This is a genomic window from Woeseia oceani, from assembly GCF_001677435.1.
Taxonomy (GTDB): Bacteria; Pseudomonadota; Gammaproteobacteria; order Steroidobacterales; family Woeseiaceae; genus Woeseia; species Woeseia oceani.
In genome coordinates this window covers 3,309,893-3,324,687 of record NZ_CP016268.1, presented here as the reverse complement: position 1 = coordinate 3,324,687, position 14,795 = coordinate 3,309,893, and the positions used below count along the sequence as shown (strand labels likewise).

General features: G+C 57.0%; 11 protein-coding genes. 8 read left to right on the top strand and 3 right to left on the bottom strand.

Going from position 1 to position 14,795, the window contains the following annotated elements; translation table 11 throughout:
* Window positions 1-97: 97 nt before the first annotated feature.
* The 5 genes from BA177_RS15020 (at window position 98) to BA177_RS15000 (ending at window position 4,380) form a co-directional block, all read left to right on the top strand.
* The gene (locus BA177_RS15020) at window positions 98-895 is read left to right on the top strand and encodes an aminoglycoside 6-adenylyltransferase (protein WP_068617519.1); all 798 of its coding nucleotides are present in this window, start codon (window positions 98-100) and stop codon (window positions 893-895) included.
* Entirely contained in the window at window positions 892-1,437 is a 546-nt protein-coding gene (locus BA177_RS15015) for a DUF5946 family protein (protein ID WP_068617518.1), read from the top strand. The genes BA177_RS15020 and BA177_RS15015 overlap by 4 nt, the downstream gene beginning before the upstream one ends.
* A gap of 264 nt (window positions 1,438-1,701) precedes the next feature.
* Entirely contained in the window at window positions 1,702-2,052 is a 351-nt protein-coding gene (locus tag BA177_RS15010) for a DUF2200 domain-containing protein (protein ID WP_068617516.1), read from the top strand.
* Between the two features lie 174 nt (window positions 2,053-2,226).
* Window positions 2,227-3,801, top strand: coding sequence for a cation:proton antiporter family protein (locus BA177_RS15005; RefSeq protein WP_068617514.1), 1,575 nt, complete (start codon window positions 2,227-2,229; stop codon window positions 3,799-3,801).
* A 369-nt stretch (window positions 3,802-4,170) separates the two neighbouring features.
* On the top strand, window positions 4,171-4,380 hold the full coding sequence (locus tag BA177_RS15000) for a cyclase (protein ID WP_068617512.1): 210 nt from the start codon (window positions 4,171-4,173) through the stop codon (window positions 4,378-4,380).
* A 134-nt stretch (window positions 4,381-4,514) separates the two neighbouring features.
* Here the strand turns inward: BA177_RS15000 and BA177_RS14995 are convergent, their stop codons facing one another.
* Both BA177_RS14995 and BA177_RS14990 read right to left on the bottom strand, forming a co-directional pair.
* A complete protein-coding gene (locus BA177_RS14995) occupies window positions 4,515-5,498 on the bottom strand; it encodes a DUF4372 domain-containing protein (protein ID WP_068617510.1) in 984 nt (327 codons plus the stop codon).
* 206 nt (window positions 5,499-5,704) lie between these two features.
* Window positions 5,705-6,076 (bottom strand): hypothetical protein, encoded by a 372-nt coding sequence (locus BA177_RS14990; RefSeq protein WP_156762843.1) that lies wholly within the window; start codon window positions 6,074-6,076, stop codon window positions 5,705-5,707.
* Window positions 6,077-6,695: 619 nt separating this feature from the next.
* Between BA177_RS14990 and BA177_RS18425 the strand changes: the two genes are divergently transcribed.
* Both BA177_RS18425 and BA177_RS14975 read left to right on the top strand, forming a co-directional pair.
* On the top strand, window positions 6,696-7,058 hold the full coding sequence (locus BA177_RS18425) for an amidohydrolase family protein (protein WP_082990150.1): 363 nt from the start codon (window positions 6,696-6,698) through the stop codon (window positions 7,056-7,058).
* A 336-nt stretch (window positions 7,059-7,394) separates the two neighbouring features.
* Complete coding sequence (locus BA177_RS14975) at window positions 7,395-7,967, top strand: YdeI/OmpD-associated family protein (RefSeq protein ID WP_156762842.1); 573 nt, start codon at window positions 7,395-7,397, stop codon at window positions 7,965-7,967.
* A 164-nt stretch (window positions 7,968-8,131) separates the two neighbouring features.
* Here the strand turns inward: BA177_RS14975 and BA177_RS14970 are convergent, their stop codons facing one another.
* Window positions 8,132-8,770: a hypothetical protein gene (locus tag BA177_RS14970; RefSeq protein WP_197493110.1), complete on the bottom strand. Its 639-nt coding sequence runs from the start codon at window positions 8,768-8,770 to the stop codon at window positions 8,132-8,134.
* 630 nt (window positions 8,771-9,400) lie between these two features.
* On the opposite strand from BA177_RS14970, the gene BA177_RS14965 reads away from it, so the two are divergent.
* Complete coding sequence (locus tag BA177_RS14965) at window positions 9,401-14,776, top strand: VWA domain-containing protein (RefSeq protein ID WP_068617501.1); 5,376 nt, start codon at window positions 9,401-9,403, stop codon at window positions 14,774-14,776.
* Window positions 14,777-14,795: the final 19 nt, after the last annotated feature.

The following is a 14,795-nucleotide window of genomic DNA, read 5'->3' as shown; positions in this document are numbered from 1 at the left end:
TCCGATAGCGGACGTTGGTTAGTGTAGGCCGGCTGTAACTGCCGAGACGCAGACACTCAAGATCAGCTGACATTTCCTTTGAAATACATACTCAGCAATGAACCAGGAATTTGAACAATTTATAAGCCGGGCAACCGAGGTGCTCGAGGACGATGAACGGTTTCTCGGTCTCGCCATTGCGGGTTCCTGGGTAAGCAATGAGATAGACGAGTTTTCGGACCTTGATCTCGTCATCGTTTGCGAGGACGGGGCGGTACCGGATCTGTCGGCTATGCGCGAGATCGCCGAGTCTCTCGGTTCATTGGTTTCGTCTTTCACCGGCGAGCATGTCGGGGAACCAGGGTTGTTGATATGTCTCTTCGACACCGGACGAATTGTTCATGTCGATATCAAGTTTGGGACGCTGGAGGTGATTCGCAACCGCCCGTACGATCCGGTTGTTGTTTGGGAAAGAGATTCAGAGCTATCAAATGTTCTGGCCAGCACTTGTGCAACGCCCGTCGCGCCGAATCCTCAATGGATAGAGGATCGATTTTGGACATGGGTTCACTATGCGGCTTTGCGGCTCGGCCGAACAGATCTGTTTGCCTTGGTGGGTTTTCTGGGCTTCATTCGGGAACAAGTGCTTGGACCGTTGGCCCTTCATGCTGGCGGGTTCCTGCCATTCGGTGTGCGCAGGATTGAAGAATACCTGCCGGAATATTCCCGCCGCTTGCAGGAAACAGTACCGGCCTATGATGCGAATAGTTGTTACCGCGCTGTCCTTGCCTCGATCGATATCTATCGAGACCTTCGGGCGCATGTACGTGATGGCCTGGTCGTTAATGAGCAGGCGGAAGTGGCAAGCGTGCGTTACCTCAAAGAGGTTGCATCGAGGGTCCACAATCTGGCATGAACCTCGCGTCTAAGGCTGAATATCCATCTTGCGGAGCCGAAGCGGTAGGCGGCCTTGCGGGCTGCGATGAGGTGTTCTCGAGACTTATAGGCCGGGAATTTGCCGACCCCGTGTTATTCCGGGCCCACCGGCTTACGGTGGATGCCTACTGCTTGCAGCATACTGAGAAGTACATGATCTCCAGTAAATCGGCTGCCGCCCATCTGATGGGCATTTGCTGGTCGTTAGAGGTCGGTGAGAGTTTGCACCTTCCGCCCGAACTCAAACGATTCGTCGATGGGCCGCACGTCTTTGTGCGAGTTGCGGTGCCACCCCAATTGCGTCGTGGCAAGATCAATATCACTCATTTGAACTCCTTGTCAGAGCCACGCGAGTATTTGGTTGCGTCGAGGGAGTGGGCGCAATCTGTGTGGTTGGCTTGGTCATCCGCCTGGGAGCAGACACGAGCCTGGGTCAGGGAAGCACAGAAAGCCAATTACCATTCGCACAAGGCGACACCGCTTTTCGGTGCGGGCAACGCCGGCACCAGTGGCAAAGGTTGATGTTAGTGGGGTATTTTGGTGTCAGGTCTATTTTTTGCCGCGTTGAGATAGTCCGCTCCAGGTTGCCCGGCTACAAGAGACCTGACATTTTAGCGCCAACTTAACGCTGGCCTTGCGGCTATGCGCTATTGCAGCGGCATTCGCCTCACGTGTTCGAGCGCAAGGCGGTGGAGCCTGGCAATGCGCTACGCTCGCCACGGTCAACTTTTCGGGTGCTGATCGGCAAATAAGGTCGCAAGATCGCATAAGACGGAGAGCAGCAATATGGGCAACCACCGTATCTACACTATGAGCTTCGCCAGTGTTTATCCTCACTATGTCAAGAAGGCTGAGAGAAAGGGCCGGACGAAAGCGGAAGTGGATGAAATCATCTGCTGGTTAACCGGTTACAGCCAGGAGCAACTGCAGGCGCAGATCGATGCGAATACGGCGTTCGAAGCATTTCTGGAGCAGGCACCTGAGCTCAATCCGGCCCGGTCAATGATCAAGGGTGTGGTCTGTGGTATCCGCGTAGAAGACATAGAAGAGTCCACAATGCGCGAGATTCGATACCTGGACAAACTAATCGATGAGCTGGCGAAGGGCAAAGCGATGGAGAAAATTCTTCGCTGCTGAGAGAGAGGAAAAGGGGAAAAGGTGTCAGGTTTATTTGAATTTGCTCACGCTCACCGCTGGATGCTGACGACGTAGCAAGAATACCTGACACCTTTTTCTTCTACACGACCGGGAGCAGGTCTCGTGATGTATGTTTGCTAATCTCGGTACGTCTGTAATGGTCAGGGGGCTACGGTGTTGACACTTTGGTTGGGGGGCGCGTTCGCACTGGGCCTGTTCGTACGCCAGCTGGGTTTGCCACCGCTGGTCGGCTTTCTGGCAGCAGGCTTCGCCTTCAGTGCGGCCGGGATCGAAGGCACGCCACTGCTTGATGAGCTGGCGCACGCCGGTGTCCTGATGCTGCTGTTCGCGGTCGGACTCAAACTGCGTTTCAAGAACCTTGTCCGGGCAGAGGTCTGGGGTACGGCGCTGGCCCACCTCGGTTTCGTGACCGCCATCGGTGCGGCGATCTTTCACTGGGGTGCGGGAGTCCAGTGGCCAGTAGCGGTCACGCTTGCGGTTGCAATGGGTTTTTCCAGCACGGTGCTGGCCTCCAAGCTCCTCGAGGCGCGCCGGGAGCTGCGGGCATTTCATGGCCGGGTAGCGATCGGCATCCTGATTGTTCAGGACGTCGTCGCGGTGGGGCTGCTCGCATTGAACGGTGCTGACGCACCGTCACCGTTTGCCATGCTGCTGTTGTTCCTGCCGCTGGCGCAGCCGCTGCTGTACAAACTTATCGACCTGGTGGGCCACGAGGAACTGCTGGTGCTGTTCGGCGCCGTGCTGGCTCTGGCCGGTGGCTGGTTGTTCGAGTATCTGGGCTTGAGCTCCGAGCTCGGTGCGTTGTTGTTCGGCATGTTATTGGCGAACCACCAGCGGGCGCAGGAGCTGAGTACGGCGATCTGGAGCCTGAAGGAATTCCTGCTGATCGGCTTCTTCCTGAGTATCGGCCTGACCGGTTTGCCGACCCGCGAGATCTTGCTACTGGCGATCGCCGCGGTGTTGCTGGTGCCGGTGAAGAGCGTACTGTTTTTTTTCTTGTTACTGCGGTTCGGTCTCCGGGCACGCAGCAGCTTTCTGGCATCGCTTACGCTGGCGAGCTACAGCGAATTCGGTCTGATTGTCGCTAGCAATGCTGTTGACAACCGACTGCTTGACCCGGCATGGGTCGTTTTCATGGCGCTGGTTGTCGCAATTTCGTTTGCCACCAGTGCGCCACTTAACCGCTTCAGTCACGGGCTTTTCAACCGCTATGAGGCGCAGCTTGAGAAACTGGAAGCGACCCGGCACCATCCGGATGATGCACCAATTTCTCTTGGCAGCGCGCAAATAGCCATCGTCGGTATGGGGCGCGTGGGCACCGGCGCGTATGAATACCTGCGTGAGAAAGACGAGCAGGTTGTTGGCGTCGACAGTGACCCCGGCAAGGTTGAAAGTCACATTGCCGAAGGCCGGAAGGTTGTATACGGCGATGCGGATGATCCCGGTTTCTGGGGGCGTATAAACATTCACTCGCTTAAAGCGATCATGCTGACTTTCCCCGATATCGAATCGAAACTGCTGGTCAGCCGACAACTGCGGCGCGCAGGCTATCGCGGTTTGCTTTCAGCGACCCACATTCATGCCGAGGAGCAGGACCGCATTCTCGCCGCCGGCTGCGACGTGACCTACAGCTATTTCCGCGAAGCCGGCGTTGGTTTTGCGAGTAGCACGTGGCAGGCGATGAACCCGGAGCAGGAGTCAGCGGGGTCAGTACGCCCGGAACGTTGATGGCCGGGAGTTAGCGGAGCTGACAAAGTTTGCGGGCGCGGTTGCCGTGGTCTGCGCTGGCAACACATCGGCGAGAAGACAGCCGTGAAGAAGCTCAGTTTATAGTAATGGGCCAATCTTGCTGAACTGGTCAGTGCCGGTGCGGTCATTATTTCACTCCTGTACGTCGCCTATCGGATTAAGGCGAACACCCGTGAAATACGGGCAGCCAACCGAAAGGAATTAGTCAGTCGTTCTCACCAGGTTGGTTCTGTGCCCGTAAATTCACGACCGCCAGAATCCAGCTCGATTGGCAGCTATGGGCGCAGTTCAGGCGGACGCAATGAAGCGCTGCCCTTGGTTATCGCGGAACTGGAAGAGTAATTGCAAATGGATAAACGAGTGGTGTTCGATTTTGAGATCGATTTTTCGAATGGAGGCGGCTTGCAGGGCCAAGGGTTCCGCTTGGATATCGATGGCGACGATATCGACGACGACGACCTCGTTAATTACATAGTTGCAGATATGAGGCTGCTGATGGTCGGTGAGGTCAGAATTCTAAACAAAACGATCATTCAGGAACCCCACAAACGCAAATAACGTGCTGTCTGGTCGACGATGTCCGTTGCTGAACGCACGTGGAAGAAAGAATGGCACGCGATGCCCGGTTTGCGCACGCGGGTTGCGAATAAGGTACCTCGAATAAGGTGCCAGGTCACTGCTGTCCCATAAAGTTACCGCGCTAGAGCCAAATTGCGCTGAGGCGAGATAGGTATGGGGCTTGGAGGGTCGCCACGTAGCAGTGCGACGATGTCTCGGCGGATGAACAAGTTCAGTTGTAGTAGCCATAAGATGTGTTGCATTGAGCGCGTGGTCCTCGACAGGAATTTCAGGTAGGCCAAGACCAGGTAGACGCACATGGCGACCCAGACCTGGGTCATGACAGCGTTCTTACTAACTCCAAGGAAGGACGTGATTTTCAGGTTCTGCTTGATCCACTTGAAGAACAATTCGATTTGCCAGTGCTGTTTGTAGATCGCTGCAATGGTCGAGGCAGCGAGTGCAAAGTTATTGGTCAAGAAGACGTAACGCTGCCCGGACTCAGGATCGACATAGCTCACGCGATGTAGTTCGGGCAGGCTTTCCTGTATCGATTTCTGGTCGGTTAATCGGATCGCCTGATCGGCACGTAGTCCCTTGGCCTTATCCACGCCATCGGTCAAACTCATGAACGCCGGAATGCCGCCGTCGTGATCCAGGCCCACATGCAGTTTCAGTGCACCGTCGCGCTCACGGAACTTCGCCCACGGAAAAATGGATAGCGACAACTCGATGGTTGATGCATCCAGAGAGTAGAGTTTATTCTTGAAGCGGAAGCCGTGACGCGGCGCGATTGAGCGACACTGACCATAAAGCTTTCCGAACAATGCTTCGTAAAACTCGCAGGGTTGCCGCTCGTTAACCCGCGCCAGTGTCGAACGCGTGACGGCGCCGCTGCCCAAATGATAGAGCGATGCGCTCTGCGCATTCAAATTACTCACGATATCGCGAAGACTCCGCCGCCTTGCCAATTGGCCGGTCGCCAGCGCCACAAACTGCGACCAGCGACTGGTCTTGCGAAAACGGCGGCCCACATGATGAGCTCTGGCCAAGGCCTCAAACTGATGTCTCGGCACCAATTTCAGCAGTTGTGACAACACGGTGTTAGAATGCGCCAAGGCTTGGTTCCTCCTATAGATACAGTGGTTTGGTGAGACAACTCATTGTATCTATTCGAGAAAACCAAGCCTTTTTTTATTCCCCTTTGTGGGACAGCAGTGGTACCAGGTTTATTTTTCTTGCCGCGCCGGGTTCGGCCGACGTGGGTCACAGGGCGAAAATAAACCTGACACCTTTCTGCCTTTTTGGCACCTTTTTGACGTTGTTACCCGACACTGGTTGAGCTGGCAGGACTGGCGGACTTGTAGTGCGCGAGCAGGGCAACAATGCCTCCGGCTATGAGCAGGCACAGGAACAGTATGGCCTGCTTGGCATAGAACAACGGGACAATCCCGCCTACCAGCATCAATACTCCTCCCGGCAGATATTTCCGCTTCCAAGCCATAATCCCGCCTGTTACGCCGAGTATCAGGCTCACGATCATCAGCAAGCCTGCTGTGCCCATATTTTGAAGTTGTTCGCCACCCGCTGCGAGTTGCATCTCGTTGAGCTGGCCGAAATCGCCAAGCCACTTCATACCAAGCGCACCGGCCACCAGTCCGCCAACGATTCCAAGTATCAATGCTGTCGTTCTCATTCGTGTTTCTCCCGATTGCTTGAGTACCCGTTCCGGGTATTCGTCCGAATCTGGATACTACGAAGCTCTTGCAACGGCGTGCATCCACAGTTAGCGGCATTTAGCGGAAGTTAAGGTTGCAAAGGACCCGAAAGGCGCTCGTATCGTTGGCGATATTGCCGTCAGGTAGCGCCGAGGTCTGTGTCACAGCCAGAATCAGGGACACTGAATATACTCAACGTCGCTGTCATTCCGAATTGATCGTCAGGAGTACAGCGGTTCGAGGCAATCACAAAGGTACAGGCATGCACGTACTGGTTCTGATTCTTGCATGGATTACGCCCGCGGCTATCGCCGGCGCAAAGGGCTGGTCCGGTATCTGGGGCACGGGTTCGGCGTTCGCGGAATACCTGATTCCGGTGCCCGTAGCCGGTGGTGTTTTTCACGTGCCGAGTTTTGTTATCGCTGCAGGCGTCATTCTTGCTTGCCGTAACTCCACGGACGGTCTGGTTCGTTACCTGCCGGTTATCGGCTTTGGTGTGTTGGCGGCGTCGCTGTCGCTAATGCTGGATTTCGATCGGTTACATGCCTGGATATTCACCGACTACCAGCCCGCCGGTTCTCGCTCACGGCCGAAGGTATGCTTGATGTATTCAACAGAATGCGACGCGCTGGTATCGTCATGGGCGTTGGTACCGATACGATCGGCGAGTGGAGCAGGACGGTTCCTGATTCGTTCATCAAAGAACTCAACTGGTACGTACAAGGCGGCTATACCAATATGGAAGCATTGAAGGCGGCGACGCTGATAAATGCCAACTTGCTCGATATGGGCGACAAATTGGGTAGCTTGGAAGCAGGCAAGCTTGCGGACGTCATTGTTGTAGACGGTCGGCCAGACGAAAACCTCGATGATCTGAGGAAGATTGACGTCGTAATGAAAGACGGTCACGTTCTCATTCAATCGGGCTTGCTCGTAACGACGCGTCACGACCAGCAGTAGACTGATCTTGGCGACAGCTCAAGGAGAAACCGTATACCGGCTAACGTTGAGGGTATGGACGATTCCTATTCAGTTTTTACCGGTATTCTGTAAATATACGGTGATGCTCATGAAGACAATGCATCAAGATTGACGGAAATGAAGCAGCGCAAATGTCGCTGTTCGAGCCGCTCAGGGGCAACTACTCTCAAAGACACAGCTGCATCGGGAGTAGTTGCCTTCGTACGGCAAGGTCGTTCGAATACCGGCCGCCAGGCGGGGGGCTTCCCGTAACGGAAGCTGCTTCCAGGCGAACTTCTACGCTGAAAGTCAGGATACCGCCATCTGACCAAGGCAATGGCTGCAGGAATCACGGTGTACGAAGGTAAATTGAAATCCCAATTCAAAGCCAAACTGCTCCGTCCTGCCAAACCCGGTTGCGACGACCAATGGTCTTTCGTCTTGCTGCCAAAGGACGCGAGCGCCAAGCTCCCGAGACGGGGCAGGACAACAGTAGACGGCACGATTAACGGCTACCTGTTTCAGGAAACACTCGAGCCTGATGGCCAACGAAGCCACTGGCTCAAAGTGAGTACGACGTTACGTAAGGCGGCTGGCGCGGAGGTGGGCGATACCGTCACGCTGGAGATTGCGCCTGCGAAGAAGGAACCAGAGCCCGAGGTTCCGGCAGACCTCAAGCAGGCACTGGCGGCGACACCCGAGGCGTTGAAGGTCTGGAAAGCAACCACGACCATCGCGCGTGTGGACTGGATACACTGGATTGTTTCAGCCAAGCAGGCCAAGACCCGGGCCAAGCGAATCGCTGATGCCTGCGAGATGCTGGCAGATGGCAAGAAACGGGTGTGCTGTTTTGATCCGTCGGGTTTTTACAGCAAAGCCTTGAGTGCGCCGGATGTGGCCGAGCCCTGACGCTCAGCGAAGCGCACAGCAATCGGCTCTTCAGCACTCGCTATGCAAAAGCCAGCGGCCGTTCTCAACAACCGCTGGCTTAGCAATTACGACAAGCCTGCACCCGGCGCATTGTCCACCAACTAAAACTTAATCAGCGGACAATAGGGCGTGTATTGGCAAGCTTAGTTCTGCACAGCAAAACAGTAGAACAAGCCATCACCACCCGTGCTGATCAACGCAGACTGGCTACAACCACGGGAATTGTGCGCGGAATTCCATGCGGCGTAGTCGTGATGGCCGAGGCGGGCTTTGCCGTTGTCGCTGCTGTCTGTCCAGTTTCCGCAGGTCATGTCTTCGCTTTCGGCATAAGCTGTACCATCGATTTTTGAGCCGGTAAGAATGTCGTGCCGGTTGGGCGCCATGCCGCTGCCCGGTATTGCACGGCCGCGTTCATCGACGGCGGTATACGCACTTATCCGGTTCATCACGCTGTGCAGTTCGTCCACGTCGGCCGCAATACGGTTGCCGTTGGCGTTGAACCACGGGCCTTTGCCAATTCTGTCGCGTGCATTAACAGCATTCTCACCCTGAGTGCTGAGATAAGCGCGCCAGGTAAGTCCTTCGCTACCCGCACTCTCTGCCAGATTCTGGCAGATTGCATCAGCGCCCTTGAGTCCGCCCAGATCGCCGCCCTTACCGGAGCCGGCACTGGTCAAGAAAAAGGACATCGGACCTGTAGGCTGTTGGGCCAGAGCTATGCCCGCGACGATCAATCCGCAAAGTGCTACGCCTTTCATGGCGACCTTTCTGTTCTTAAGCATTTTCGTATTCCCCAAGTGCGCGTGTTGATAGCTGAACAGATAATATACCAGCATTCGTTCAACGAACCGCCCGCCAGCGGGAGCGAAAAAGAATCCGGATCCCTATACTGATCGAACCCGGTAATCGACGAACAAAAGGTGCGTTGCCGGATGCCCGGTAGTGTCCGGTTCCATTTTTCCGGAATGCGGCGCTCGTGAAAGGGCAACAGCTATAAGGTCGGTTTGCCCGTCTTTCAGACCACCGCATGGCCTGACAAGGAGCGCCTGGCGCTCTGCAGCCGAGATGCGCAGCCGCTCATGTCAACTCTCAGGAGATTAATGTGCACATCTTTACCATGAGGCCGCTTGACGGCACGGCCACATTCTTCGCCAACCACTGAGGACAGTCTGCGCTTCGGGTGCCTTCCGGTTTAACAGAACGCCGAGATCAAGAGCGTTGCCGTTAGTCGCTGGCCCAATCGGGAGAACCCGACCCCCGCAAATTCAAGCCAGGGTTTAGTCTTTCTTAGAGGTGTGTGTATGAATGCCGGTTGCCCTGCATCGTAGCGGCAGTCTTGGTATTCTAGACGATCCTGTTTCTGTGTACTCACGTGCATTCATAACACGCACCGCCGAATGAGAGTCTTATTCATGCTCAAGTTCCGACTCCTGCTTTCCGCGTCACTCATCCTGTTTGTTTCCTTTTTGCCATTTGCTGTCACGGCACAGACCTCTGTCTATGAGTCGGAGCCGAACAACGAACCAGCCAATGCCTCGAAGGTAGCAGGGGAGGTCGTGCTTATCGGCTCGATGGTCGGCGAAGATCAGGATGCCTACGAGTGGAGTGTTTCCGATACCGACTCCAGCAAGCGCTGGAACTTCGAGCTGCAAGGCATACCGGGCGCGCTCACGATTGTTGAGGTCATGCGCGTTGAGTACGCCGAAAACGGCGTTGACGTCGCTGCACGTGAACGACTGTTCACGATAGGCACACGCGATGGTTCGCAGCCGTCGATTCACGAAGACCTATTGTTCGAAGCCGGCGAGTACCTGCTCGGCGTTGCCTTCGCCGGGCAGTCTCAGGGCGGGGCGTACCGGCCACCGGTGGACAGCATTAAGTTTGATGAGCTTGGCAGCGACAATCAGGGCGCGGTTGCCGAGCAACCCGGTGGCTATCGCTTAACGATACGTGAGGGTGGCTCCACCCACGTCAGGAATGGCGTCTACTCACTGACTTCTCGCGACGAGGCCTTTGATGTGCGAATGGACACCCAGTTGGCACTGTTAACGGCCGACGCGGTTTCCTGGTACCAGTTCGACGTGACCGAAAAAAACAGTCTCTCCAAGTGGGACTTGCTGGTTCAGGTACCTGTTGGGCGATCTGCCAGTGGCAGTCTTTATGCCGCCGATGACACCAAATTGGCAACGGCGAACACTGACGACAAAGGCAAGCTGTCGTTCCCGGATCTGACCCTTGAACAGGGCAAGTATTTCGTCGAACTCAATGCGAGCCCGGGTGCCTACTTGCGCCGCATCGAAGCCCGGCCAGCCGGCGTGCGCGTTGCAGGTGCCGAAGCGGAGCCCAACGACCACCGCGGGCTCGCCAACCGGGTTGATCCGCTGCAGCCCCTTAACGGAAAAATGGCGAAGGTCAACGAGTCTGACTTTTTTACTTTCACTCTGGACGAGTCTGCCGCCGACACGATGTACGCGTTGCAGCTCGATGCTGCGCCCGGCAACAGTTTCACTCTCTGCATAACCAGCGAAAAAGGCACGCGGCTGCAGTGTCGGGAAAAGGAGGGCGGTGTCGTGCTGCCGGACCTGGTGTTCAACGCGGGTGATTGGGGGTTCGTCGTTGAACGTGGCAAGGCAGGCTCCGAGTACACGGTGCAGATGGTGGAGCAGGGTGCCATTGTCGATGGCGCCGAGTTCGAGCCGAACGACAAGATTGAAAACGCCGTTGCTATCCCCGGTAACAATCGAATCAAGGGTCGTTTCACCGGTGATGATACGGACTTCTACAAGCTGCTGGTCACTGACGAACCGCAACTCTGGCGTGTCCAGGTTATTGGCGACGAGATCTTTGAGCTGGCTTACTACGATGGAGCGGGTATCCAGAGCCAACGCTACCGGATACCCAAGGGCCAGCGACGGGTTCGGCTTGAAAGCCTGTTTCTGCTACCGGGTATACACCATTTCCGGGTGACGGGACGCGATGGCGGGGACTACACACTGCTGGCCCGGCCCATCGGCCCGCCCAATCCCAACGGCGAAATGGAGTCGAATGACGACACCAGCCGGATGCACGAGCTCAGTTTTGGTCAAACCCGCACGGGGCTTCTGCATGACGATCAGGATGAGGACAACTACCGCTTTCACCTCGCGAACTGGGACCGTATCCGTGTGACGCTGAAGCCGCCTGTCGACGGTGCGGTCGTCGCCCAGCTCTATTGGGATCACAGCAACTTCAAATTGTTCAATAAGCCGGAGGTTGGCGAAGAGGTTGTGCTGGAAGGTGTGTTCCCGCCCGGTGACTATCGTGTCCGCCTGCAAGCGAAGCAGGCGAGCGATGCTGAATACACGCTTGGACTTGAGCGTTTACCGCGCTTCGAATGCCCGAGTGATTGCGAGCCCAACGACAATATTGATTTTGCAAACCCGTTGCCCGCGGATCACGTCATGGAAGGTGTGGCCATGGACTGGCGTGATTACGACTGGTATCGCCTGCCGGTATTCGATGCGCCGACGGCCGTGACCTTCGGTGGCGAGCAACGGCCGAGGCTGCATTTCGCAAGCCGCGAATACGCATCCCGTTTACCCACTGAATGGGACAATGAAGCAGGCGTGCTGCGAGGAATGATTCCGGCTGGTGAGCAGACCTACGTGCGGATAGACCACGCTGGTCCCTACCGCGTGGAAGTCGCGTTTCCATCCGGGCCGGCGGCCCGAACGATTGCGGTATCCGAGATCGACCTGGGCCTGACGTTAGCGACTCGTGAGGTCAGCGCTTACCGACAGTTTGGCCAGCGACTGACGGGTGAACTGCAATTGACCAACCGCGGTGCCACGCCGCGCGAGGTAACACTCAATGCGGTCACCAGTGATTGGCGCTGGAACGTCGAGTTGGCGACCAGCCAGGCAAGCGTGCCGGCAGGTGGGACAGCGGCGGTGGAGGTCACGGTCAATGTGCCTCCCGATGTGTGGGCCGACAGGCCGGTGAACCTTGCCGTACAGGCAATAGCGGATGACGGTTCGCGCGACAGTACCTCGATCGACATCGAGGTTAGCCGAGTCGCGCCACCGGTGCAGGCGCATCGCGCCTTTGAAATTCCGACCGAGCTACGCGGCGGGCTAAACGTGGCACGGGCTGCACTGGGCGGCAAATGGCTGAATGATCATGACACGGCCGTCGGCCGGGGTTTCGCCGAGTTGTTTGATGGCATGGCGGTCAAAAATGAGGGGATGCAACTCCGCGGCCAGACCGCTTTGCACTCGATCAATGTTGATATAGACCTCGCCGGCGACGAAGCGGTTGAGGTTGCCGGTGTGTCACTGAACGCCCTGGCTATGGCGTCGGCTGACGGCGTCCTCAAAAACCTTGACGTGTTTCTGTCGCTGGACGGGACCAACTTCACGCAGGTATTGAGCGACGATTTGTTGCCGATCAAAGCCGAGCAGTTTTTCGTTCTGGACGAGCCGGTGGCGGCGCGTTACGCGCGACTGGTGTTGAAGCATTCATTTCAAGGGACGCCGGGCCCGGCGTTAAGTCTCGGCGAGTTCAAAGTCATCGCCGTACCGGGGCAGGACAGTTCGAATGGCGAAGGCTACAACCTGGCCGACCCCGAGCTTGGCGGCCATGCCGTGTGGTCAAGGCCGGTACCGCCTTCAACCACGGATCAAAAACTGCTGGTGCAGGACGATGCGCTCGAGCAACGGCGGGTACGAACCGGTGAGTCCTATGAGTGGGTGATCGGTTTCAACCACAACCGGGCGGCGCAGATCACCCAGCTGGAGTGGCGGGATGCAGCGCAATCGGCCATCGATGACAGAATTCCGGGCGTCACTGTTTCCGTCAGTACAGATTCGCCGGTTGGGCCGTGGCGTTCGCTCGGTGAGTGGCAGCACAATAGCGGCGCCGCATCGTCAGTATTCCAGCTGGATGAAGCAACCTGGGCACGGTTCGTCAAGTTCACGGTCGCGCCCGTTGCCACGTTGACCACTTTCGTTTTGCCCGATGTGATCCGTATCCAGGAACGGCCAACTGACGATACCTACCGCTCGATTATGACCGAGTGGGGCTTCGCCAGTCAGTCCGCCATTTTCGAAGAGCTGCAACCGCTGCAACTCGACAAGGCCTTCGTCACGGCGAGCAACGACTCCAAAGCCAAAGCAGCACCGCTCGTGCCGGGACAGCAGACAGGTGGGCAGGTCTTACTTGGCAAGCACACGCACTGGTACCGGCTGGAGGTACCCGCCGGGCAAAACTTCCTCAGTTTGAAACTCGCGGGCGATCCGACCGTGCGTACCCGCTTGCGTCTCGAAACCAATGCTGGCGCAGAGATCCCGTTGACTCAGGATTCTTCGAGAACCACACCACAGTTGCATGCGTGGGAAGCCGTCGTTGAGCCCGGTACAACCGTGTTCCTGCAGGTCGAAGAACCGCCGCGCAACGTACTGTTCCTGTGGGATACCAGCGCGAGTGTTGGTGCTTACCTGCCAGTGATCTACAACGCGATGCTTGAGTATGCGAAAGACGTGGTACCGGGCCGGGATGCCGCCAACCTTCTCCCATTTGGCGGAAAGTTGCTGACCCGCGACTGGTACAGCGAACCTTATATTTTACAGACGATACTCAACGACTATCCGCGCAAGGAGAGTTCCAGCGAGGCTGAGGCAACTCTAAACACGGCCGCGAAGGCACTGGCGAACCGTGCGGGTACCAAGGCCATCGTCATGGTGACAGACGCAGCGACCGGTCTTCATTCGCCGGTGTGGGATGCATTTCGCGAGGTGCGGCCACGAATATTCGCACTCGGTGTCGGTTCGGAAGGCGCATTTGGCCGCAACCCGGTGCGCGAGCAGGACCTGATGCAGGACTGGTCGCGGGTGAATGGCGGCCATTACAGCCTCATGCAAAGCGAAGGCGAAATGGAGGTGGCCTTCGATCGTGCCATCACGATGCTGCGCCGTCCGGCTGGTTATACGCTGGACGCGAGCTTGTCATTCATTGAGGCACCCGGTCCGGGCAGCCTGACTGTGCGCGATGGTGGCGGTGCTGCTGACAGTGGTGCAAGTGGCGGTGCCGCCATCGAACTGATACTGGATGCATCGGGCTCCATGCTGAAGCGGCTCGACGGCAAACGCCGCATTGCGATCGCCAAGGAGGTGCTGGCCGAAGCGGTGACCGAGCACATCCCATCCGGAACGCCGGTCGCACTGCGGGTGTTCGGTCACAAGGAACCGAATGCGTGTCGCAGCGATCTGGAAGTGCCGTTGGCCCCGCTTGAGCCTGCCGCGGTTCTCAAGCAGATCGAGGCCATCAACGCGATGAATCTGGCGAAGACACCGATTGCCGATTCCCTCGCGGCTGTCGAGTCCGACCTCAAAGCGGCGAGCGGCCGCAAGATCGTTGTCCTGCTGACGGATGGCGAAGAAACCTGCGAAGGCGATCCGGCGGCCGTTGTGCAAGCGTTGCAGGACAAGGACATCAATGTAACGCTGAACGTAGTTGGTTTCGCCATCGACGATGAGCAACTGGAAGCCGCCTTTGCAAGCTGGGCAGAACTCGGCGGCGGTCGCTATTTCCAGGCGAAGGATCAGACCGGACTGAGTGCGGCGATCAAGGATGCGCTGACCGTGCCGTACAGTGTTTATGATCAGGCGGGCACGCTGGTTGCCGAGGGCCAGGTCGGGGGTGCAGCGTTAGAGCTTGCGCAGGGTTACTACCGGGTGGTGGTGCGCAGTTCGCCTGCCAGAACGTATGACCGGGTTGAGATCGCGGCCGGTAAGAACGTCGTGCTGGAATGACTGATGCGGCTGCTCATGT

What these genes read in the sequence shown, in the direction of transcription:
- BA177_RS15020 (WP_068617519.1), top strand. Translation starts at nt 98, where the DNA reads ATGAACCAGGAATTTGAACAATTTATAAGCCGGGCAACCGAGGTGCTC.
- BA177_RS15015 (WP_068617518.1), top strand. Translation starts at nt 892, where the DNA reads ATGAACCTCGCGTCTAAGGCTGAATATCCATCTTGCGGAGCCGAAGCG.
- BA177_RS15010 (WP_068617516.1), top strand. Translation starts at nt 1,702, where the DNA reads ATGGGCAACCACCGTATCTACACTATGAGCTTCGCCAGTGTTTATCCT.
- BA177_RS15000 (WP_068617512.1), top strand. Translation starts at nt 4,171, where the DNA reads ATGGATAAACGAGTGGTGTTCGATTTTGAGATCGATTTTTCGAATGGA.
- BA177_RS14990 (WP_156762843.1), bottom strand. Translation starts at nt 6,076, where the DNA reads ATGAGAACGACAGCATTGATACTTGGAATCGTTGGCGGACTGGTGGCC.
- BA177_RS18425 (WP_082990150.1), top strand. Translation starts at nt 6,696, where the DNA reads ATGCTTGATGTATTCAACAGAATGCGACGCGCTGGTATCGTCATGGGC.
- BA177_RS14975 (WP_156762842.1), top strand. Translation starts at nt 7,395, where the DNA reads ATGGCTGCAGGAATCACGGTGTACGAAGGTAAATTGAAATCCCAATTC.
- BA177_RS14970 (WP_197493110.1), bottom strand. Translation starts at nt 8,770, where the DNA reads ATGCTTAAGAACAGAAAGGTCGCCATGAAAGGCGTAGCACTTTGCGGA.
- BA177_RS14965 (WP_068617501.1), top strand. Translation starts at nt 9,401, where the DNA reads ATGCTCAAGTTCCGACTCCTGCTTTCCGCGTCACTCATCCTGTTTGTT.